The organism is Curtobacterium sp. MCPF17_051 (assembly GCF_003234595.1).
In the GTDB taxonomy this organism is placed as follows: Bacteria; Actinomycetota; Actinomycetes; order Actinomycetales; family Microbacteriaceae; genus Curtobacterium; species Curtobacterium flaccumfaciens.
This window is the reverse complement of sequence record NZ_QKSE01000014.1, coordinates 89,812-111,027: the sequence shown is the minus strand read 5'-3', so window position 1 is coordinate 111,027 and position 21,216 is coordinate 89,812. Positions and strand designations below refer to the sequence as shown.

General features: G+C 69.8%; 19 protein-coding genes and 2 tRNA genes. 9 read left to right on the top strand and 12 right to left on the bottom strand.

All coding sequences use genetic code 11. The annotated features are described in order from the left end of the window. The first annotated feature begins 47 nt into the window (after positions 1 to 47). Positions 48 to 120, top strand: a tRNA-Ala gene (locus DEJ35_RS12480). Between the two features lie 380 nt (positions 121 to 500). Here the strand turns inward: DEJ35_RS12480 and DEJ35_RS12475 are convergent. Further along, positions 501 to 1,076 carry a hypothetical protein gene (locus DEJ35_RS12475; protein WP_051597033.1) on the bottom strand — a complete coding sequence of 192 codons (576 nt, stop codon included), beginning with the start codon at positions 1,074 to 1,076 and terminating at the stop codon, positions 501 to 503. Positions 1,077 to 1,191: 115 nt separating this feature from the next. Between DEJ35_RS12475 and DEJ35_RS12470 the strand changes: the two genes are divergently transcribed. Continuing rightward, positions 1,192 to 1,731, top strand: coding sequence for a peptidylprolyl isomerase (locus DEJ35_RS12470; RefSeq protein WP_027466924.1), 540 nt, complete (start codon positions 1,192 to 1,194; stop codon positions 1,729 to 1,731). Positions 1,732 to 1,738: 7 nt separating this feature from the next. Next, positions 1,739 to 2,593: a rhomboid family intramembrane serine protease gene (locus DEJ35_RS12465; protein WP_111192836.1), complete on the top strand. Its 855-nt coding sequence runs from the start codon at positions 1,739 to 1,741 to the stop codon at positions 2,591 to 2,593. Between the two features lie 348 nt (positions 2,594 to 2,941). Here DEJ35_RS12465 and DEJ35_RS12460 read toward each other — a convergent pair whose 3' ends face one another. Further along, positions 2,942 to 3,196 carry a cell division protein CrgA gene (locus DEJ35_RS12460; RefSeq protein ID WP_110861899.1) on the bottom strand — a complete coding sequence of 85 codons (255 nt, stop codon included), beginning with the start codon at positions 3,194 to 3,196 and terminating at the stop codon, positions 2,942 to 2,944. Positions 3,197 to 3,277: 81 nt separating this feature from the next. Between DEJ35_RS12460 and DEJ35_RS12455 the strand changes: the two genes are divergently transcribed. Continuing rightward, positions 3,278 to 3,922, top strand: coding sequence for an aminodeoxychorismate/anthranilate synthase component II (locus DEJ35_RS12455; RefSeq protein ID WP_110861901.1), 645 nt, complete (start codon positions 3,278 to 3,280; stop codon positions 3,920 to 3,922). 99 nt (positions 3,923 to 4,021) lie between these two features. Here the strand turns inward: DEJ35_RS12455 and pknB are convergent, their stop codons facing one another. From pknB to DEJ35_RS12420, 7 genes are all read right to left on the bottom strand, one after another. After that, the gene (pknB, locus tag DEJ35_RS12450) at positions 4,022 to 5,818 is read right to left on the bottom strand and encodes a Stk1 family PASTA domain-containing Ser/Thr kinase (RefSeq protein ID WP_258369917.1); all 1,797 of its coding nucleotides are present in this window, start codon (positions 5,816 to 5,818) and stop codon (positions 4,022 to 4,024) included. 124 nt (positions 5,819 to 5,942) lie between these two features. Further along, positions 5,943 to 7,685: a serine/threonine-protein kinase gene (locus tag DEJ35_RS12445; protein WP_111192835.1), complete on the bottom strand. Its 1,743-nt coding sequence runs from the start codon at positions 7,683 to 7,685 to the stop codon at positions 5,943 to 5,945. Continuing rightward, entirely contained in the window at positions 7,682 to 9,136 is a 1,455-nt protein-coding gene (locus DEJ35_RS12440; protein WP_110861907.1) for a penicillin-binding protein 2, read from the bottom strand. The genes DEJ35_RS12445 and DEJ35_RS12440 overlap by 4 nt, the downstream gene beginning before the upstream one ends. Beyond that, positions 9,133 to 10,566 (bottom strand): FtsW/RodA/SpoVE family cell cycle protein, encoded by a 1,434-nt coding sequence (locus DEJ35_RS12435; RefSeq protein WP_110861909.1) that lies wholly within the window; start codon positions 10,564 to 10,566, stop codon positions 9,133 to 9,135. The genes DEJ35_RS12440 and DEJ35_RS12435 overlap by 4 nt, the downstream gene beginning before the upstream one ends. Then, a complete protein-coding gene (locus DEJ35_RS12430; protein ID WP_110861911.1) occupies positions 10,563 to 11,915 on the bottom strand; it encodes a Stp1/IreP family PP2C-type Ser/Thr phosphatase in 1,353 nt (450 codons plus the stop codon). The genes DEJ35_RS12435 and DEJ35_RS12430 overlap by 4 nt, the downstream gene beginning before the upstream one ends. A 6-nt stretch (positions 11,916 to 11,921) precedes the next feature. Continuing rightward, positions 11,922 to 12,473 carry an FHA domain-containing protein gene (locus DEJ35_RS12425; protein WP_110861913.1) on the bottom strand — a complete coding sequence of 184 codons (552 nt, stop codon included), beginning with the start codon at positions 12,471 to 12,473 and terminating at the stop codon, positions 11,922 to 11,924. Next, entirely contained in the window at positions 12,470 to 13,150 is a 681-nt protein-coding gene (locus tag DEJ35_RS12420; RefSeq protein ID WP_111192834.1) for a DUF3662 and FHA domain-containing protein, read from the bottom strand. The genes DEJ35_RS12425 and DEJ35_RS12420 overlap by 4 nt, the downstream gene beginning before the upstream one ends. 86 nt (positions 13,151 to 13,236) lie before the next feature. Between DEJ35_RS12420 and DEJ35_RS12415 the strand changes: the two genes are divergently transcribed. Then, positions 13,237 to 13,323 (top strand) — tRNA-Leu (locus DEJ35_RS12415). A gap of 75 nt (positions 13,324 to 13,398) precedes the next feature. Here DEJ35_RS12415 and DEJ35_RS12410 read toward each other — a convergent pair. After that, complete coding sequence (locus DEJ35_RS12410; RefSeq protein WP_111192833.1) at positions 13,399 to 13,878, bottom strand: hypothetical protein; 480 nt, start codon at positions 13,876 to 13,878, stop codon at positions 13,399 to 13,401. Between the two features lie 90 nt (positions 13,879 to 13,968). Here DEJ35_RS12410 and DEJ35_RS12405 point away from each other — a divergent pair, with 90 nt between their 5' ends. After that, on the top strand, positions 13,969 to 14,655 hold the full coding sequence (locus tag DEJ35_RS12405; protein WP_111123772.1) for an NUDIX domain-containing protein: 687 nt from the start codon (positions 13,969 to 13,971) through the stop codon (positions 14,653 to 14,655). Here the strand turns inward: DEJ35_RS12405 and DEJ35_RS12400 are convergent. Both DEJ35_RS12400 and DEJ35_RS12395 read right to left on the bottom strand, forming a co-directional pair. Next, a complete protein-coding gene (locus DEJ35_RS12400) occupies positions 14,638 to 15,255 on the bottom strand; it encodes a TetR family transcriptional regulator (RefSeq protein WP_110861918.1) in 618 nt (205 codons plus the stop codon). The two genes, DEJ35_RS12405 and DEJ35_RS12400, sit on opposite strands and share 18 nt — an antisense overlap. A 20-nt stretch (positions 15,256 to 15,275) precedes the next feature. Continuing rightward, positions 15,276 to 16,811 carry a PucR family transcriptional regulator gene (locus DEJ35_RS12395; RefSeq protein WP_110861920.1) on the bottom strand — a complete coding sequence of 512 codons (1,536 nt, stop codon included), beginning with the start codon at positions 16,809 to 16,811 and terminating at the stop codon, positions 15,276 to 15,278. 92 nt (positions 16,812 to 16,903) lie between these two features. On the opposite strand from DEJ35_RS12395, the gene gabT reads away from it, so the two are divergent. From gabT to DEJ35_RS12380, 3 genes are all read left to right on the top strand, one after another. Further along, the gene (gabT, locus tag DEJ35_RS12390) at positions 16,904 to 18,265 is read left to right on the top strand and encodes a 4-aminobutyrate--2-oxoglutarate transaminase (RefSeq protein ID WP_111192832.1); all 1,362 of its coding nucleotides are present in this window, start codon (positions 16,904 to 16,906) and stop codon (positions 18,263 to 18,265) included. A 68-nt stretch (positions 18,266 to 18,333) separates the two neighbouring features. Continuing rightward, positions 18,334 to 19,821: an NAD-dependent succinate-semialdehyde dehydrogenase gene (locus DEJ35_RS12385; protein WP_111192843.1), complete on the top strand. Its 1,488-nt coding sequence runs from the start codon at positions 18,334 to 18,336 to the stop codon at positions 19,819 to 19,821. Next, positions 19,818 to 21,188 carry an NAD(P)/FAD-dependent oxidoreductase gene (locus DEJ35_RS12380; RefSeq protein WP_110861924.1) on the top strand — a complete coding sequence of 457 codons (1,371 nt, stop codon included), beginning with the start codon at positions 19,818 to 19,820 and terminating at the stop codon, positions 21,186 to 21,188. The genes DEJ35_RS12385 and DEJ35_RS12380 overlap by 4 nt, the downstream gene beginning before the upstream one ends. Positions 21,189 to 21,216: the final 28 nt, after the last annotated feature.

Here is a 21,216-nt window from a genome sequence, read left to right as displayed (position 1 = left end):
AACACCACGACAACTCCATCCCGTCGCCGATCACCTCGGTGGCACTCGGGGCCTTAGCTCAGTTGGTAGAGCGCCTGCTTTGCAAGCAGGATGTCGGGAGTTCGATTCTCCCAGGCTCCACTCGCACCAGCCCCTGGTTGACGACTTCGTCGTCTGCCCAGGGGCTTCGTTCTGTGCTCGTGCGCGCTGCTCCGCGATGGCTGGGTCCGCCATGCGATGTCGTCTTCTTCGAGTGGTCACGACATCCCGCATGCGCGCTGGCGAGGTTGCGTGAACTGTCGGCCGGCAAGCGCGTCGGCGACGGGTTGCGACCTCTCGGTGGCCACCCCGGCAGGTTGCGCGATCAGTGACGGACGGGAGGCGCGGGGCCAGGCCGGTGCGGGCCTCCAGGTCGGTGGATGGGCGCGTTCAGGGCACGCGTGCGCCGGTGCACGAATGCCAGGCCCGGGAACGACGAAGGGCCCCGGCGACAGCCGGGGCCCTTCGTACGAACCGGGAGGTCAGGCGGCGGGCTTCTCCGCCGTGTCGGCGTCGTCGGCGACCCAGAGGTCGTCGTCGGCGCGGAGCGTCTGGTACGCGGCGTACGCAGCACCGGCGACGGCGACGACGCCGACGATGATGAGTGCGACTCCGCCGAAGCCGAGACCCTTCTTCTGCTGCGACGGGACGTACTTCGCCGCGGCCTTCTTCGCGCTCTTGCTCTTCTTCTGCGCGTTCTTCACGATCTTCTTGACCCGGGGGTCCTTCGCGAGATCGGTCACGCTCAGCACCGAACCAGCGGTCGAGACGAGTCCGGGGACCACCTCGGACTGGAACTTGTGCGAAGCACTCTGCGCTGCCGAGGTGGCAGCGTGCACGCCGGTGGCGAACGCGGGACGGATCCCGTTGTCGATCGCGTTCTGCACGCGTGGTGCGATGTCCTTGCGAGCTGCGTCCGCGGCATTCGACCGGGCCTCGGCCAGGATCGCGTTCGCGTGCTCGAGGACCTTGCGCTGCTCGCCGAGGAGCGAGGCGGTCTGGCCCTTGAGCTTCTTGATCTGCTTCCGACGCTTTCGCGGGATCTCGATCGTCGTCATCTGGTACCTCCATCGGATCGGCGTGCCCCCATCCTGCCACCACACTGCCTGACAGGTCACGGAACCGCTGCTGTGCAATCCGTCCGCGGTCAGGAGTACATGCGAGAATCGGAACATGTCTCTGCACACCGCTGTCGCAACGATCCACACCAACAAGGGCGACATCCGCGTCAACCTGTTCGGCAACCACGCACCGAAGACCGTCAAGAACTTCGTCGACCTCGCCACGGGCCAGCAGGAGTGGACCCACCCCGGCACGGGCAAGGTCTCGACCGACAAGCTCTACGACGGCGTGATCTTCCACCGCATCATCAAGGACTTCATGATCCAGGGCGGCGACCCGCTCGGCCAGGGCATCGGTGGCCCCGGTTACCGCTTCGACGACGAGATCTCCCCGGAGCTCACGTTCCAGAACCCCTACATCTTCGCCATGGCGAACGCCGGCATCCAGGGCGGCCGCGGCACCAACGGCTCGCAGTTCTTCATCACCACGGTGGCAACGCCGTGGCTGCAGGGCAAGCACACCATCTTCGGTGAGGTCGCCGACGACGAGTCCCGCGCGGTCGTCGACGCGATCGAGGGTGTTCCGACCGACGGTCGTGACAAGCCCGTCGAGGACGTCGTCATCCAGAGCATCGACGTCGAAGGCGTCTGATCCTCACGTGACCGACCAGGCGTACAACCCGAACAACACCTGCTACCGGCATCCGGACCGGCAGAGCTTCGTCCTCTGCCAGCGCTGCGGGCGGACGATCTGCCCGGAGTGCCAGACGCCGGCGGCGGTCGGGGTGCACTGCCCGGAGTGCGTGCGTGAACAGCGTGCACAGTTCGCAGCGAACCGCCGAGCGTCCGGAGCCCCCAGCGGGTTCACGGTCGCTCGGCGGCGCTTCGCCATGCTCGACCAGAAGGTCACGGTCGTCATCATCGCGATCTCGGTCGCCATCTGGCTGCTCGACCAGGTGAGCGGTGGGTTCTTCTCGAGCCTGTTCGCCTACAACTCGCTGTTGTTCCCGACCCAGCCCTGGCGCGTGGTGACGGTCCTGTTCGTCCACTCGGGCATCTTCCACATCCTGTTCAACATGTGGGCGCTGTGGATCTTCGGTCGGATGCTCGAGAACATGCTCGGTGCCTGGCGGTTCCTGGCGCTGTACTTCATCACCGGGATCTTCGGGTCGATGCTCGTGACCTTCCTCGCCCCGGGCACCTGGGTCGTCGGAGCGTCCGGCGCGATCTTCGGTCTCTTCGCCGCGTTCTTCGTGCTGCAGCGCAGTCTGGGGAACAACGCCGTGCAACTCCTCGTGATCATCGGGCTGAACCTGGTGATCGGGTTCCTGCCCGGGACCAACATCTCGTGGCAGGCGCACGTCGGCGGGATCATCGGTGGCTTCGTGATGGGCTTCGTCTTCGCGCAGACGCGGAACATCCGGAAGCGTCCGTTGCAGATCGCGTTGATCGTCGCTGCGGCGGTGCTCGGTCTCGCCCTCACTGCAGTCGGGTACGCCGTCACGGTCGGCTGACACGGCCGCAGCACCACCCTCGAACGCCCCGTCGCACTGCGGCGGGGCGTTCGTCGTCCCGGGGCACTCGCTCCTGCTCATCCACGGCTCTCCACAGCGCCGCCGGGAGTTATCCACAGGTGTGGAGAACTCATCGAGTTACACCAGTGTGATTATCCCCACTGTGGACTCACCTGTGGATAACTCCGGGGTGCGGGTGTGGATGACCGTGTGGAGAGTGTGGAAAAGTGTGGAGAACGGCCCGATCGTCGAGGATCTGCGTTCCACTGGTGCTCGACGTTGTGGAGAACGACGACGCCCGCCGCACCTTGCGGTGCGACGGGCGTCGAGAGAACGGGAGGCTCGGGGTCAGCGCCACCGGGTGGTCATGAGGAAGCCGACGAACATGATGCCGAAGCCGATCACGATGTTCCACGAGCCGAGGCTCGGAACCGGCAGCGTGGCGTTCGAGATGTAGAAGACGATCACCCACACCAGACCGATGAGCATGAAGCCGAACATGACCGGCTTGAACCACACCGGGTTCGGGGCGTCCCCCGCGGTGTCGACCGCGTCAGCTCGGGTCGTCCGGGCGGGCTTGGTGCGGTCCTTGTCCTTGGCCATGGCCGGTATCCTACCGTGACCACGTGTGTGGATCGGCCCGCGGACCGCCGCACACATCCCCCACGAGTACGGTGAACCGCCATGACCAGGATCCTCGTCGTCGACAACTACGACAGCTTCGTCTACACGCTCAACGGGTACGTGCAGCAGCTCGGCGCCGAGACCGACGTCGTGCGCAACGATGCCTTCCCCGAGTCCGAGATCGCCGACCGCATCGCCGAGTACGACGGCGTGCTCCTGTCACCGGGCCCGGGCACGCCGGCGGCTGCGGGCGTCTCGATCCCCACGGTGCACGCGGCCATCGCAGCCGAGACCCCGCTGCTGGGAGTCTGCCTGGGGCACCAGGCCATCGCTGAGGCCCTCGGTGCCACGGTCACGCACGCCGAGGAGCTCATGCACGGCAAGACCTCCGAGGTCGACCACGACGACAGCCCGCTCTTCGCCGGCGTCCCCCACCCCTTCACGGCGACGCGGTACCACTCGCTCGCCATCGTCGACGGCACCGTCCCCGACGAGCTCACCGTGACCGCGCGCACCGAGGGCGGGGTCATCATGGGCGTCCAGCACCGTGAGCACCCCGTTTTCGGCGTGCAGTTCCACCCGGAGTCGGTCCTGACCGAGGGCGGGTACCGCATGGTCGGCAACTGGCTCGAGACCACCGGCCTGATCGGAGCCGCTGAGCGCGCCGCTGACCTCGGGCCACTCATCGCCACGCACCGCGCCTGACGCACCCGTCTGCCGTGCGTGGACCCGGAGATCACGCTCGGGGCTGTGGCGTCCGACCGGTCGTGCGCACGACGGACGGATCAGCGTCCGTCGTCACCGTCAGCGTCCGTCGTCACCGTCACCGCCGCGGTCGCCGTTGTCGCCGCTCGGGGTCGGGTTCTTCGCCGGTTCGTTCGGTGCCGCGCAGTAGGCCAAGGTGACGGTGCTGCCCTGGGCGATGTCGCCCTGTGGGGTGCTCTGCTGGGTGACCAGGCCGCCGGTGCACGAGTTCGACGGTGCCGGAGCGACCGTCAGTCCGAGTTGCTCGAGGGACGCCTTGGATTCGGTGTACGGCTGGTTCGTCACGTTCGGCAGCTGCACCTTGCCGTTCGAGACCGTGAGGTTCACCGCGGAGCCCTTGGTCTGGATCGAGCCTGACGCTGGATCGGAGCTCATCACGGTGCCGGAGGGGACATCGGGCGAGTACCCGGACGTGATGGCGCCGAGTGTGAAGCCCGCGCTGTCCAACGCCTGCTGTGCTGCTGCCTGTGACTGGCCGCTCAGCTCGGGGACGGCAACGGGCTCCGGACCCGAGGACACGATGACGTTCACGCTCTGGCTGCGTCCGACGTTGATCCCTGAGCCGGGGTCGGTGCGGATGACCGTCCCCTTGTCGACGTCGTCGGAGTTCTCCTCGACCTGGACCGCCTTCAGGTCGCGCTTCTCCAACGCGGCGGCGGCGGCGTCGTAGGACAACCCGGCGACGTTCGGCACCGAGACCGAGGACGACACCGGTGGCTTGCCCGGCTGCAGGTTCGCCACGAAGAAGACGACCCCGACCACGACGGCGACCGTCAGCAGGACGCCGACCCAGATCCACGCGACGGGCGGGCGGTTCTGCGTGCGCTGCGGACGGTGTTCGGCGGTGTCGTCGTCGAGCTCACGGAAGGCCGACGCGGCGTTCGAGGTCATGCGCGGATCGACCCCGAACAACACCGTCGAGGCGTCGTTCGCGGCGTTCTGCTGCAGCTTCTTCGTCGATGCCGGGACGTGCCCGGCGGCGGCCTGTTGCAGATCGGAGCGGAACTCGGCGGCGTTCTGGAACCGGCGGGTGCGGTCCTTGACGAGGGCGTGGAGTGTGACCGCGTCGAGCGCCGGGGAGATCGCGGGGGTGATGGTGGACGGCGCGACGGGCTGCTCACTGACGTGCTGGTACGCGACCGCGACCGGGGTGTCACCGAGGAACGGCGCGCGACCGGTGAGGAGCTCGAAGAGCACGACGCCGGTCGAGTACAGGTCGGTACGGGCGTCCACGGTCTCGCCGCGGGCCTGCTCCGGTGAGAAGTACGACGCGGTACCGAGGATCGACGTGGTCTGCGCAACCGTGGCCGAGGTGTCGGTGATGGCCCGCGCGATGCCGAAGTCCATGACCTTGACCTGGCCGCTGTGCGTGACCATCACGTTGGCCGGTTTGATGTCGCGGTGCACGACGCCCGCCCGGTGCGAGTACTCGAGCGCCGTGAGGATGCCCTCGGTGATGCGGACGGCCTCGTCCGGGGCGACGGCACCCTCGGCGATGATGTCGGAGAGCGGCCGACCCTCGACGTACTCCATCACGATGAAGGGGACCTGCACCTCGGCACCCGACGGCTCCGACACCGTCTCTTCGCCGGCGTCGTACACGCGGACGACGGTCGGGTGTGCCATGCGCGCAGCGGCCTGGGCTTCCTGGCGGAACCGCGTGCGGAAGACCGGGTCGTTCGCGAGGCTCGGCTTGAGGAGCTTCACCGCGACCTTCCGGCCGAGGCGGGTGTCGTTGCCGAGGTGCACGGTCGCCATGCCGCCCCGACCGATGACGTCACCGATCTCGTAGCGATTCGCGAGGAGCGTGATCCCCGCGGTCACACCTTCTGGCACGTACTCCTCCGTCTGTCGGTCCGGGCTAGTGTACGGCAGCCCCACCTGGTGGGAGGCCGGTCACCGCGCGCTCGACCGAACCGTTACCGAACGGTGTCGACAGTCCCCATCCGGGGGCCGGGTGTCAGTCCTGCGGGGTCTCCGTCGGGTTGATGCCGTCGTTCGGGTCTATGGTCGGCTCGTCGGTAGCCTCCCACGTGGCGCTCGTGGTGGACGAGCTCGGCGAGGTCAGGTCGCCGCACTTCGCCGTGTACGAGAGCGAGATCGTGCCGGGTTCGGCGCCGGTGACCTCGATCGAGGTCGTGGTCACGGTGCCGGTCGACTGGTTCTTCGCGTCGGTGCCGTTGTTGATCGTGTAGGTGTACCCGCTCAGCGAGTGACCCGCCGGGCACGCCGTGAAGGCGTTCCACGAGAACGTCACCTTGCCGTCCGCCGAGACCGTCCCGGCGGTCGGGGCATCGGGCGCGGTCGTGACCGTCGGCACCGCGGTGTACGCCTTGATGGTCACGAGCGTGCCGGGTTCGAGGTTGCCGGTGGGGTCGAGCGACTGCACCGTGCCGACCTGACCGGCGTCGGAAGCCGGGTCGCCGTCGACGATCGTCGCCTCGAGTCCGAGCTGCTGCAGGCGCGCCTGGGCGTCCGTCGCCTTCACGCCGGTGTAGTCCGCCAGGGACACCGTCACTCGGCTCGGTGAGGGGGTCGCGGTCGGCGTCGGGGTCTGGCTGCGGGTCGGCTTCGGCGAGCTCGAGCTCTTCGTCGGAGCCGGCTCGGGGTCACCTGCACCGTTCAGCGCGACGGCTCCGATGACGGCTGCGACGGCGAGCAGGACGACGACACCGACGACCCACCAGATCCAGGCGCGCTTCTTCTTCGGCTCCTCGGGCTCCTCACCGACGGGGGACCCCGGGGTCCCTGGTCCGCCGACCATCGCGCCGGCCTGGGTACCGAGGAGTGCGGTGGCTGCGTCGTTCCCCTGGCCCTGCGGCGGGTTGAACGCGACGGTGCCGTTCTGCGCGATCGCGGGGACGGCCACGGTGGCAGCGGCGACGTCACCTCGACGCAGCGCCTGTGCGGCACGGGCGAGGTTGGCGGCCGTCGCGGGACGGTCGGCGGGCTTCTTCGCGATGCACGAGATGACCAGGGCCGAGACGGGCTCCGGGATGTCCCCGGGCAGCGGCGGCGGCTGCTCGTTGATGTGTGCCATCGCGATCGCGACCTGCGACTCGCCCGTGAACGGACGACGACCCGCCAGGGCCTCGTACGCGACGATGCCGAGCGAGTAGATGTCGGTCGACGGCGAAGCGGGGTGGCCGCTCGCCTGCTCGGGCGACAGGTACTGCACCGTGCCCATCACCTGGCCGGTCGCGGTGAGCGGGACCTGGTCGGCGATGCGGGCGATGCCGAAGTCGGTGATCTTGACGCGACCATCGGGCGTGATGAGCAGGTTGCCGGGCTTGATGTCGCGGTGCACCAGGCCGACCGCGTGTGCGGCCTGCAGGGCGTTCGCGGTCTGCGCGACGATGTCCAGCACCTTGTCGACCGGAAGCGTGTGCTCGCGCTCGATCATGGTCGACAGGGCCTCGCCGGGGACGAGCTCCATCACGAGGTAGGCGCTGCCGTCCTCTTCGCCGTAGTCGAAGACGTTGGCGATGCCCTCGTGGTTGACGAGGGCAGCGTGCCGGGCCTCGGCGCGGAAGCGCTCGAGGAAACCGGGGTCACCGAGGTACTCGTCCTTGAGGATCTTGAGTGCGACGGTTCGGCCGATGACGAGGTCGGTCGCCTGCCACACCTCGCCCATGCCGCCGATGGCGACCCGGGAGGAGAGCTGGTACCGCCCACCGAAGGTGAGTCCGCTGGTGGGTCTCATTTGTTCAGCACCGCCTCCATGACTTTCTTCGCGACCGGGGCCGCGACCGTGTTGCCGACTCCGGACTGCCCGAGCCCGCCGCCGTTGCCGACGACGACCGCCACGGCGACCTCCGGGTCCTTGGCGGGGGCGAACCCCGTGAACCAGAGCGTGTAGGGATCGCCGGTGCCACCTTCGGCCGTGCCGGTCTTGCCGGCGACGTCGACACCGTCGATCTTGGCATTGGTACCGGTCCCCGCGCTCACGACGCTCTGCATGGCCTCGGTGAGGTCAGCGGACTCGGAGGGCGACAGCGGATCACTGTACTGCCTCGGGGAGAAGGACTCGACCGTCTTCAGGTCGCTCGTGGTGATCGAGTCGATGAGTGAGGGCTGCATGACCTTGCCGTCGTTCGCGATGCCGGCCGACACCATCGCCATCTGCAGCGGGGAGACCCGGACGCTGGCCTGGCCGAAGGCGCTCAGCATGAGCTGGGCCGTCGAGTCGACGTCGGGGTACTGGCTCGCGGTGGCAGCCATCGGGATCTCGATCGCGTCGCCGAAGCCGTACTTGTCGGCCATGCTCTTGATCGCGTCGTACCCGAGCTTCTGGCCGAGTTCGGCGAAGGGGATGTTGCACGAGTACTGGATGGCCGTGCGGAGCTTGACCTTGTCGCCGCCGCCGCAGGTGCCGCCCTCGGCGTTGTTGATGTACGAGCTCGTCCCGGGCAGCTGCAGTCGCGACGGGTTCGGGAACGTGGAGTCGAGGTTGTACTTGCCACCCTCGAGTGCCGCAGAGGCCACCACGAGCTTGAACACCGACCCGGGTGTGTACAGGTCACCGCCGATGGCGCGGTTCTGCAGCGGGGCGGTGTCGGCGCCGAGCAGGGCGTCGTACTGCCGCTTGACCTCGGCCGTGTCGTGCGAGGTGAGCGAGTTCGGGTCGTAGCTCGGCTTCGAGACCATCGCGAGGATCTTGCCGGTCTTCGGTTGGATCGCGACGACGGCACCGCTGTTGGTGCCGAGGGCGTCGTACGCGGCCTGCTGCACGTCGGGGTCGATGGTCAGGTTGACGTTGTCGCCCTGGACGTCCTGGCCGGTGAGGATCGAGTTGAGGTTCTGGAAGAACGAGGCGTCCGAGTTGCCCGAGAGCACGGTGTTCTCCGCGCTCTCGATGCCGGTGTTGCCCTGCCCGATCGTGAAGTACCCGGTCACCGCCGAGTACAGGTCGCCGTTCGTGTACTTCCGCTGGTACTGGTACTGGTCGTCCACCGGCGTCGACTCGGCGATCGGGCTGCCGTCCACGAGGATCGCGCCGCGCTTGGTCGAGTAACTGTCCAGGATGGTTCGGGAGTTCCGGGAGTCGGCGCGCAACGAGTCCGCTGCGAAGAACTGGATCGACGTCGTCGACACGAAGAGGGCGACGAACATGAGCACGATGACGGTCGAGACACCGCGGAGCTGTCGGTTCATCGACGACGCTCCTTCCTGGTCCGCCCGCTCGCGGCGGGGAGCGCGCCCTGCTGGACACGCTGTTCGGCGGGGATCGAGTCGGTCAGGCGCAGCAGCATCGCGGCGATGATCCAGTTGGCGATGAGCGACGAACCACCGGCGGCCATGAACGGCGTCGTCAGGCCCGTCACGGGGATGATCCGGGTGATGCCGCCGACGACCACGAACACCTGCAGGGCGATGATGAAGCCGAAGCCGACACCGAGCAGCTTGCCGAAGTCGTCCTGCGCCATGAACCCGACGCGGATGCCACGCGATGCGAACACGATGAAGAGGGCGAGGATCGCGAAGACGCCGATCAGGCCGAGCTCTTCACCGAGCGACGCGACGATGTAGTCGGCGTTGGCGACCGGCGTGATGTACGGCCTGCCCTGCCCGAGCCCGGTTCCGGTGATCCCGCCGTTCGCGAAGCCGAACAGGCCCTGCACGAGCTGGTAGCTCGCCTGGGTGTCGCGGCTGAAGACCTCTTGGTTGAACGGGTCGAGCCACTGTTCGAAGCGGCCGCGCACGTACTCCAGGACACTCTGTGCGACGAGGGCACCACCGATGAACAGCGTGAGACCGATCGCGACCCAGCTGATCCGTGCCGTGGCGACGTAGATCATCACGAGGAACAGGCCGAAGTAGAGCAGGGCGGTGCCGAGGTCGCGCTGGAACACGAGGACGGCCATCGCGGCGCCCCACATCACCAGGATCGGGCCGAGGTCGCGGGCGCGCGGGAACGTCATGCCGAGGAACTTCTTGCCGACGATCGACAGCGAGTCCCGGGCGGTGACGAGGTACCCGGCGAAGAACAGCGCCATGGTGATCTTCGCGAGTTCACCGGGCTGGAACGAGAACGGGCCGATCCTGATCCAGACCCGGGCGCCACCGATGTTCGTGCCGATGCCCGGCAGCATCGGCAGGAGCAGCAGGACGATCGTCAGCGCCATGAAGATGTACCGGTACCGCTGCAGGAACCGGTGGTTCCGGACGGCGACGAGCGTGATGATCGCCAGGACCATCGCGAGCATCGTCCAGACGATCTGCTTCACGCCGATGGCGTCCCAGCCCGACAGGCCGTTGTGGACGTCGATGCGGTAGATCTCGGCGATGCCGATGCCGTTCAGGACGAGCGCGATCGGCAGGATGAACGGGTCGGCGTTCTTCGCCACGACGCGCAGCACCACGTGCATGACGAGCGCGAGGCCGAGGATGCCACCGCCGACCCAGAGCACCGACTGGTCGAACAGCCGGCCCTTGGTGCCGAGCTGCACGAGCACCATCGCACCCGCGCAGATGCCGCATGCGATGACGAGCAGGAAGAGCTCGAGGTTCCGCGCGCGGGCGGGCTCCCGGAGCTTGATCGTGATCGCCTGGGTGAAGGACTGGGCGGCCGTGGCGTTGCTCATCGCGGGCTCCGCGTCGGACTCGGCGACGTTGATCGCGTCGGCGAGGGCGACGGTGACGAGCTGGCGTCGCCGTCCCCACCGGTGCCGGCCTGGTCCTCGCCGGTCGCGGCGGCCTTGCGCAGACGGTCGACGATGTCACGGGCGTCGGTGAGGGACTGTGCGTTGATCGTCGAGCGGACGTTCTCGCGGGTGTAGTCCGGCAGCGACGAGACTGCGATGTCGGTGTCCTCGTACACGTCCGACAAGGCCAACGGCCCGATCGACTGCTGCACGCCCTTGTAGATCGCGACGGTGCCGCGGTCGGTGCCGACGTAGTAGTGGTCCTGCGTGATCCGCCAGCCGACGAACACCGCGCCGACGAGCACGGCGACCGCGACCACGAGCGCGACGGTCCAGGACACCCGACGGCGGATGCGACGTCGGCGGTCCTCGGCAATGAGCTCGGCGAAGAACTGGTCGGACTCGGGCTCGAAGTGCGAGTCCTCCGGAGCGGTGGTGACCTTGAGCGGGTGCAGCAGGATCGTGGGGAGGCGGATCGGCTTGCGGCCGGTCGACGCCTCGAAGGTGAGCGGTGCCGCAGCGGAGCCGACCGTGGTGGCCGCGTCGTCGTCGTCCTCGGGTTCGGTGTCCGTGACGTCCATCACCACGACGGTGACGTTGTCGGGGGCGCCGTGGTCGAGCGTCTCCTTCACCAGGCGCTGCGTGACCTGGTTGGCGTCCATGTTCGAGGCCAGGGCGTGGCGGATGCGCTCTTCGGCCAGGTACGAGGACAGGCCGTCGGAGCAGAGCAACCAGCGGTCGCCCGGCTGGATGTCCATGATCGCCGTGTCGACCTCGGGTGCGGCGTCGACGTCACCCAGCACGCGCATCAGCACGGAGCGACGCGGGTGGACCGCGGCTTCCTCCGGCGTGATCCGGCCGCTGTCGACGAGCCGCTGGACGAAGGTGTGGTCGGACGTGATCTGCTGCAGCTCGCCGTCGCGGTGACGGTAGATGCGGGAGTCGCCGATGTGCGCGATCGCGATCTGCTCGCCGACGCGGATCATCGCGGACACCGTGGTGCCCATGCCGGTGAGCTCCTGGTGCTCGAACACGGTCTCGGTGATCAGCTGGTTCGCCGCGATGAGTGCCGACTGCAGCGCGAACTCGGCGTCGTGTGCCGACGGGAACTCGCGGTCGACCTCGCGGATGCGTCGGATCGCGATCGCCGAGGCGACGTCACCGCCGGCGTGGCCGCCCATGCCGTCCGCCACCGCGAACAGGTGCGCCCCGGCGTAGCCGGAGTCCTGGTTGTTCGCGCGGATGCGCCCCACGTGGGACACAGCGGCGCTCAGCGTGCGAGCGGTCATGCCGGGTTACCGCCGCAGCTCGAACGTCGTCGTCCCGATCGTGATGGGCGTGCCCTCCGCCACGAGGACGGGAGCGCTCACCTTCTGACCGTTGACGAAGGTGCCGTTCGTGGACTCGAGGTCGGTGAGGAGCCAGCCGTCGGCGCGGAGGTCGAGGCGGGCGTGGTTGGTCGAGGTGTAGTCGTCACGGATCACGACGTTCGACTCGCTCGAACGCCCGATCGTGATCGGGCCGCCGCCCAGGGGCATCTCCATGCCCTCGCGCGCACCCTCGGTGATGACCAGGCGGGACGCGGCCGGCGAGGCGGGACGCTGCGCACCACCGGGTTGGCCGATCACGTCGGTGAACGCACCGCTCGAGGCGGGGCCGGGGGCCGCCGCAGCAGGGACGGTGGGGGTGCTCGGTCCGGACGGCGCCGACTTGGGATCGGTCGGGATCGTGCGGACGCGCTGGCCGAAGAGATCGCTGCGCAGGGCGAACACGATCACGAAGACGAACAGCCAGAGCACCGCGAGGAAGGCGAAGCGCAGGACGAGCAGGGTCAGGCCTGTGGTCATCGAGCACCTCCGTCGTTCTCCGGGATCACCCGGAACACCATACGGGTACGACCGATCTCGATGGTGGAGTCCGGCTCGACGATCGCCTGCTGGAAGTGCTGACCGTTCAGCTTCGAGCCGTTCGTGGAGCCGAGATCGGTGGCCTGGGCGTGCTTGCCGTCCCACAGCAACTCGACGTGCTTCCGGCTCGTCCCGGTGTCCGCGATGGTGATGTCGGCGTCGCTGCCGCGCCCGATCACCGTGCGCCCGCGGTGCAGACGGTGTCGCTGCGAGCCGATGTCGAGCACCGGGATCCAGGCCACATCGCGCTGCACGGTGGTGGAGTCGACCTGCAGGATCCCCGTCGAGAGCGTGCCGTCCTGCTGGAGTCGGATGGTGACAGGGCCGGAGAACGAGTAGTTCTGCGCGACGGCGTGTTGGTGCACCATCTGGGTCAGTTCGTCGACTAGCGGGCGACCGACGTCGTTCATGCGCGTGAAGTCCGGCGGTGCCAGACGCACGGTGAACTCGTTCGGCACGAGGATGCGCTCGCGGGAGACCACTGCGGCCTTCGTGTCGAGCTCGCGCCGCAGGGCGCTCGAGATCTCGACGGGCTGCACCCCGGAGCGGAAGGTCTTCGCGAACGCGCCGTTGACGGCGCGTTCCAACCCTCGCTCGAAGTTGTCCAGCAGGCCCATGCGTCTCCCGTGTCGTCGGTCGTCAACCACTGCATGGTAGTGGTTGGCGTTGACACCCGTCTGTGCGTGGTAGTGTTTCGGGGCTGGCGCGAGTGGCGGAATTGGTAGACGCGCACGGTTCAGGTCCGTGTGCTGGAAACGGCGTGGGGGTTCAAGTCCCCCCTCGCGCACCAGGCGAAAACAGGAAAGGCCCCGGAGGAATCCGGGGCCTTTCCTGTTTCTTCGGAGTCGTCCGCGGTTCCCGGCTGTCAGGCCCCATCGGCGTCCGTCGTGTGGTCGGCATCCGGCCTGGAGGCACGGCTCGGCCCCGACACGCCGGTTCCGTCGAACCCGTGGTCGGCTCTCCGTGCCTGCTGCGAGGCGAAGAACGGGCGCGCGCTGGGCAGGAAGAGCAGGACCGCGGCGACGACCGACAGCGCGATCGTCAGGACCGCGAGTTCGCCGCCGGTGAGGCTCAGGAGCGCGCGGAAGGCCGCGACGGCGACGAGCACGATGCGCGCGACCCGGGACCCCGCGGCCATCCGGAACACCGCCCACGTCACCAGGGCCCAGAGCACCAGCGCGACGATCCCGGCGAGGACCGGTGCCTGGCCGACCGCCGCGTCCGTCGCGAAGAACCGGTGCACGGTGGCGGCGACGCAGGCTGCCACCCACACCAGCCACAGCACGAAGGACACGGTGACCACCTGCGGTCGGTCCGGTCGTCGGAGGATGAACGTCCTGGTCATGCTGCACCGTCCTCTGCCGCTCCCTGGTGCGGCACGTCGAGCGTACCGAGCGGACGGAGTCCTGCCGAGGTGGCCCGCTACGGTGACCGGGTGACCGAGGAACGCACGACCGTCCACCGTCCCGGAGTCGACGTGCCCGACGACCGCGGCCGCATCGGACTCGACGCCGTGGGCCGTGCCCTCGACCGCAACCCCGACGTCGTCGTGCGGGACGTCGAGGTGGTGTCGAACGGCTGGCACGTGCTCCGCCGCACGACCCTCGACGTCCGGCGCCGTGACGGTCGGTGGGACCGGCAGCAGCGCGAGACCTACGACCGCGGCAACGGTGCGACGGTCCTGCCGTACGACGCCGAGCGCGGCACCGTCCTGCTCACGCGGCAGTTCCGGTGGCCGGCGTACGTGAACGGACATCCGGACGGCATGTTGGTCGAGGCCGCGGCGGGACTGCTCGACGAGGACGACCCCGAGACCGCGGTGCGGCGTGAAGCGGCCGAGGAGCTCGGCATCCGGCTCGGTGCGCTCGAGCACCTGGGCGACGTGTTCATGAGCCCCGGTTCGGTCACCGAGCGGGTCCACTTCTACCTCGGCGCGTACACCCCGGCTGACCGTGTCGAGGCCGGTGGCGGCGTGGAGGACGAGGGCGAGGACATCGAGGTGCTCGAGGTGCAGCTCGACGAGGCGCTCGCGATGGTGGCGGACGGTCGGATCGCCGACGGCAAGACGATCATGCTGCTGCAGTGGGTGGCGCTGCGGCGGGCGTCACCCCGACAGGGCTGACCCGTCCAGGCCCACCGCTCGCGCGATCGTCGTGCGGACCAGCCCCTCGCGGGTCGGGCGGTCGAGGTAGTCGACCAGGGCGTACCCGTTGGTGGCGTCGACGAGCGCGAAGAGCAGGCGTCCGACGCCGTCCGGGTCGTCGGTGTGCAGCACGCCCGCGCGCACACCCTCGACGACGACCGTGGTCGCGAGGAGCTGCCAGTCGTCCATGACGTCCCGCGCCGCGGTCGCCAGTGCCGCGTTCGTGCGGCCGATGCTCCACGCGTCGGCCCACAGGGTGGCGACGTCGTCGCGGGCGGGATCGGCGATGCAGCCGAGCAGGGTGCGGAGGCGGGAGACGGGGTCGGGCGCAGCGGCGACGACCGCGCGGACCTCGGCGACCTCGGCGACCGCGACGGTGCGGAACGTCTCGCCGACCAGGTCCTCCATGCTCGGGCGGTAGTGGGCGACGAGCGAGGGCGCGACCCCGATCACGGCGGCGACCCCGCGGAGCGTCACCGCCGCGAGGCCCTCGGCGCGCGCCAGGTCGACGGAGGCCGCCGTGATCTGGTCTTCGCGTTCGGCCGGGCTCAGGCGCCGGCGGGCCGGTGTCGACGGCATCGTCCCACCGTATCCGCGCGTCACGCGCCCTCGACCACGAAGGCTGCCCAGAGGTCGGCCCGGGTCGAGAAGACGGAGAGGTCACGGTCGAGGAGCCTTCCCGCGTGCTCCACCCGGGCGCGGGCGGTGTGCCGGTGGATGCCGAGGACCCGTGCGGCCCGGTCGTACTCGCAGTTCTCCTGCAGCCAGGTCCGGACGGTGCCCGTGAGCTCGGTGCCGGCCGTGCGGTCGTGGTCGAGCAGCGGGGCGAGGAACGCGCGGGCGACGGCACCGGCGTCCACGTCGACGTGGGCGAGGTGGGCGAGGACGCCCTCGCGCGCGAGGTCGCCGAACTCGGTGGTGCCCGGGCGTCCTTCACGGCGTCGGTCGAGTGCCTGCACTGCCTCGGTGCGGGCGCGTCCGAACGACCGGTACGCAGTGCCGTCGGACAGGCCGGCGCGCAGGTCGAAGCGGTCGACGAGTTCAGCGACGATCCCGGTGTCGTCCGCGTTCACGCAGAGGAACAGGGCGTCGTCGACCGCGAAGAACAGGTGCCCCGGCCGGTCCTGCACCCACAGTTCGAGCAGGTCGACCACGGTGTCGAGGTCGTGGTCGAGGACGTCGACAGCGGCGATCCGGACGGGTTCGGCGGGCAGCGGCCCCCACACCTCGCGTGACGTCGCCTGCACCACCTCGGGTTCGCCGACGGACAGCATCGTGAGGAGTCCGGTGCGCAGGAGTCCCCGGGCGCGGGCGAGTTCACGGTTCTGCTGCAGGGCGAGGCCGGCCAGGGCGATGACGGCCGTGACGACCTCGCGTCCGGCCCGGTCGAGGGCTCCGCCGTTCGCGATCGCGAGCACGCCGCTCAGGTGCCCGCCGCTGCCGAGCGTCTGCAGGGTGTACCCGCCACCACCGTCCGTGGCGACCGGCAGGCTCGCCCGCTGGCCGGAGCGCAGCAGCCGTAGCGCCTCGGTCCGCAGGAGGTCGAGGTCGGCAGCGGGCAGCCCGTCAGCGGGGTGTCCGCGGTCGAGCCGACCGGAGACGTCGAACAGGCCGACCCACCCGTCGAGCTGCCGGGACAGCTCGGCGATGGTCGCGCCGAGTCCGTCGGGTCGCATCGCGGCGAGCGAGATGGCCCGCTGCGCGGCGAGGGCCCAGGCACCGCGTGCGTTGGCATCCCGCGCGACCGCTTCGGCGTTGGCCTGCGCGACCGCGATGAAGGAGGTCTCGTAGGGCACCTCGAACAGCGGCAGTCCGTGCCGGGTGCAGGCGGCGACCAGGGCGTCGGGGGTGCCGGCGCGGACCACCTCGGTGCCGAAGCCGAGCGCCACGACACCACCGTCCACGAGCCGCCGGACGTAGGCCTCGGCGACGTCGTCGCGCACCTCGGCCTCGGCGCCGAACTGCGTGCCGGTCGTGAGCAGCCCCTGACCCTCGGAGAGGAACGGCGTCGGGTCCTCGAGGTCCGAGCTGTGCAGCCAGGACAGCGGGGCATCGAGGGCGTGCTCGTCCGCGTCGTTGAGTGGGCGCAGGTGGAGTTCACCCCGGTGCAGCAGGGAGCGCAGCGTTGCGGGCATGCCGTCACCCTATCCACCGGGTCGATCTGCCGGGGGGACGGTGTACGCCGTGGACAGTGGGAGTGCGCGCTGCTGGCTCCTACCATCGCCGCATGTCCTCCACCGCAGCGTCCGCGACCCGAGCGACCACCGGCGGCCCGTCGCTGCCCCAGGAACGACGGCTCGTCACCGCCGTCCCCGGCCCGCGATCGCAGGAGTTGCTCGCCCGGAAGGCCGTCGCCGTCGCGGCCGGGGTCGGCGTCGCCGTGCCCATCACCGTCGTCGCGGCCGGTGGCGGCGTCGTGGTCGACGCCGACGGCAACTCGTTCGTCGACCTCGGGTCCGGGATCGCCGTGACGTCGGTCGGCAACGCCCACCCCGGCGTGGTCGCTGCGGTCACCGAGCAGGTGGCTGCCTTCACGCACACGTGCTTCACCATCGCTGCCTACGACGGGTACGTCGCCGTCGCCGAGGCACTCAACCGTCTGACCCCCGGCGACCACGAGAAGCGGACGGCGCTGTTCAACTCCGGGGCCGAGGCCGTCGAGAACGCCGTCAAGATCGCCCGGAAGCACACCGGTCGGCAGGCCGTCGTCGTCTTCGACCACGCCTACCACGGCCGCACGAACCTGACGATGGCGTTGACCGCGAAGAACCAGCCCTACAAGAACGGCTTCGGTCCGTTCGCACCCGAGGTCTACCGCGTCCCGATGTCGTACCCGTTCCACGACGGGCTGTCGGGACCCGAGGCGGCGAAGCGTGCGATCAGCCAGATCGAGAAGCAGGTCGGGGCTGCGAACACCGCCGCGGTCCTGATCGAACCGATCCAGGGCGAGGGCGGCTTCGTCGTCCCGGCGCCGGGGTTCCTCACCGCACTGTCCGAGTGGGCCACCGCCAACGGCGTCGTGTTCATCGCCGACGAGGTCCAGACCGGGTTCGCCCGCACCGGCGCGATGTTCGCCAGCGAGCACGAGGGGATCGTGCCCGACGTCGTCACGACCGCGAAGGGCATGGCCGGCGGACTCCCGTTGTCCGGTGTGACCGGGCGTGCGGCGATCATGGACTCCGCCCACGTCGGCGGCCTCGGCGGGACGTACGGCGGCAACCCGATCGCCTGCGCCGCAGCCCTCGCGGCCATCGACGCGTTCGAACACGACGGACTCGTCGAGCGCGCCGGGGCGATCGGCACGGTCCTGCTCGACGCCCTGCGCGGCGCCCAGGCCGACGACCCCCGCATCGGCGACGTCCGCGGCCGCGGTGCGATGGTCGCGATGGAGCTCGTCGACCCCGTGACCGGTGATCCTGACCCCGGGCTCACCGGACGGGTGGTGCAGTACGCGTTCGAGCACGGGGTCATCGCCCTCACGGCCGGCACGTACGGCAACGTCGTGCGCTTCCTGCCGCCGCTGTCGATCGACGACGACCTGCTCCGCGACGGCCTGGCCGTCGTCCTCGACGGGCTGGCCGCGTCGTGAGCGCGACGATCCCCGCAGCAGCCTGGCCCAGCGTCCCCGACGCCACCGGACCAGCCGCCGAACAGGCGGTGCTCGACCGCGTCCCCACGGGCCTCCTGGTCGACGGCGTCTGGCAGCCGGCGGCCGACGGCGGGACCTTCGCCGTCGTCGACCCTGCGACCGGCGAAACACTGCTGCACATCGCCGACGCCTCGCCCGAGGACGGCCGGAAGGCGCTCGACGCCGCCGTCGCCGCACGGCACGGCTGGGCGACCACGTCCCCGCGGCAGCGCGCCGAGGTGCTGCGCCGCGCGTTCGACCTGCTTCAGGGGCGACGCGAGGAGTTCGCGCTCCTGATGACGCTGGAGATGGGCAAGCCCCTGGCCGAGGCCCGCGGCGAGGTCGCCTACGGCGGCGAGTTCCTCCGCTGGTTCTCGGAGGAAGCGGTCCGGATCGGCGGTTCGTACGGCATTAACCCCGAGGGGACCGGCCGCGCCACCGTCTCGCACAAGCCCGTCGGACCCGCGTTCCTGATCACACCGTGGAACTTCCCGTTGGCGATGGCGACCCGCAAGATCGCACCGGCGCTCGCCGCCGGCTGCACCGTCGTCGTGAAGCCGGCCGAACTGACGCCGTTGACCACCCTGCTGTTCGCCGACCTGCTCGTCGAGGCCGGTGTGCCCGCCGGCGTGGTCAACGTCGTCCCGACCACCCGGGCCGCCGACGTCTCCGCGCCCGTGATCGCCGACCGCCGCCTGCGGAAGCTGTCCTTCACCGGTTCCACGCCGGTCGGACGCACGCTGCTCGGTCAGGCGGCTCAGAACGTGCTCCGGACGAGCATGGAGCTCGGGGGCAACGCCCCGTTCCTGGTGTTCGCCGACGCCGACCTCGACCTCGCGGTGGAGGGCGCGCTCGCCGCGAAGTTCCGGAACACCGGCCAGGCCTGCACGGCCGCGAACCGGTTCCTGGTGCACGCGGACGTCGTGGACGAATTCACCCGGCGGGTCACCGAGCGCGTCGAGGCCATGCGGGTCGGTCGAGGCACCGAGGACGGCGTCGCGATCGGACCGCTCATCGACGCCCGTGCCGTCGACAAGGCCCATCGACTGGTGACCGACGCGGTCGAGCGCGGGGCGACGCTCCGCACCGGCGGGCACGCTGTCGACGGACCCGGCACCTTCTACGAGCCGACCGTCCTGACCGACGTGCAGCCCGGCAGCGCGATCCTCGACGACGAGATCTTCGGGCCGGTGCTCGCCATCCGCCCGTTCCGCACCGAGGACGAGGCCGTGGCCGCCGCGAACGACACCGAGTACGGTCTGGTCGGCTACGCGTTCACCGAGGACCCGGCACGCGGGCAGCGCCTGATGGAGCGGCTCGAGACCGGCATGCTGGGGCTGAACACCGGGGTCGTGTCGAACGCCTCGGCACCGTTCGGCGGCGTCAAGCAGTCCGGCCTCGGTCGCGAGGGCGGCGGCGAGGGCATCGCCGAGTACCTCGAGACCATGTACACGCTGACCCCGGACCCGTTCCGGCACACCGACAGCACCACGACCGCACAAGGAGCAGCTCGATGATCGAGAAGGACGTCGTCGTCATCGGAGCCGGTGTCGCCGGTCTCACCGCCGCGAACCGCCTGCGGGCTGCCGGCCTGCGGGTCGCCGTGCTCGAGGCCCGCGACCGCGTGGGGGGCCGCACCTGGACGAACGACATCGACGGGGTGACCCTGGAGATCGGTGGGCAGTGGGTCTCGCCCGACCAGACCGCACTGCTCGAGACCCTCGACGAGCTCGGCCTGCAGACGTACGACCGGTACCGCGAGGGCTCCAGCGTCTACATCGACGCCGACGGCACCCGAACCGAGTACACCGGGGACATCTTCCCCCTGCCGGAGGCCACGGCGAACGAGATCGAACGCCTCGTCGCCGTCGTCGACGAGTACGTCGCGAAGGTCGACCCGGCCCGCCCCTGGGAGACCCCGGACGCGGCCGCCCTCGACGAGGTCTCGTTCCGCGCCTGGCTGCACGACCTGAGCCCGGACCGGGTCGCGACCGACAACGTCGAGCTGTTCATCGCCGGCGCGATGCTCACGAAGCCCGCGCACGCGTTCTCGGCGCTGCAGGCCCTGCTGATGGCGGCGTCCGCCGGGAGCTTCACCAACCTGGTCGACGCCGACTTCATCCTGGACAAGCGGGTCGTCGGCGGCATGCAGCAGGTGTCCGAGCGGCTCGCTGAGCGCCTCGGCGACGACGTGCACCTGAACGCCCCGGTCCGGACGCTGCGCTGGGGCGACGACGGGGTCGTCGCGCTCGCCGACGGCGGGATCGAGGTGCACGCCCGACAGGCCCTCGTCGCGGTCCCGCCGCCCCTGTACTCGCGGATCTCGTACGAGCCGCCGCTGCCCCGACGTCAGCACCAGCTCCACCAGCACCTGTCGATGGGCTTCGTGATCAAGGTGCACGCCGTCTACGACCGTCCCTTCTGGCGCGCGGCGGGCCTGTCCGGCACCGCGTTCAGCCCGTACGAGGTCGTGCACGAGGCGTACGACAACACCTCGCACGGTTCCGAGCAGGGCACCCTGGTCGGGTTCGTCTCCGACCAGCACGCCGACGACCTGTTCGCGCTGTCGACCGGGGAACGGCGGGCCCGGGTGCTCGCCTCGCTGGCGCACTACTACGGCGACGAGGCCCTGCGACCGGTCGTCTACTACGAGAGCGACTGGGGCACCGAGGAGTGGACGCGCGGCGCCTACGCGGCGAGCTTCGACCTGGGCGGGCTCGTCCGCTACGGCGCCGACCAGCGTGCCGCGGTCGGTCCGATCCGGTTCGCCTCGAGCGACCTGGCCGGGCAGGGCTACCAGCACGTCGACGGCGCAGTGCGCATCGGTCGCGAGGTCGCCGAGGAGATCCTGGCGGTTGTTCCGCAGGCAGCTTCGACACCGTAACCGTCTCGACCGGTCACGGATTCGTGCC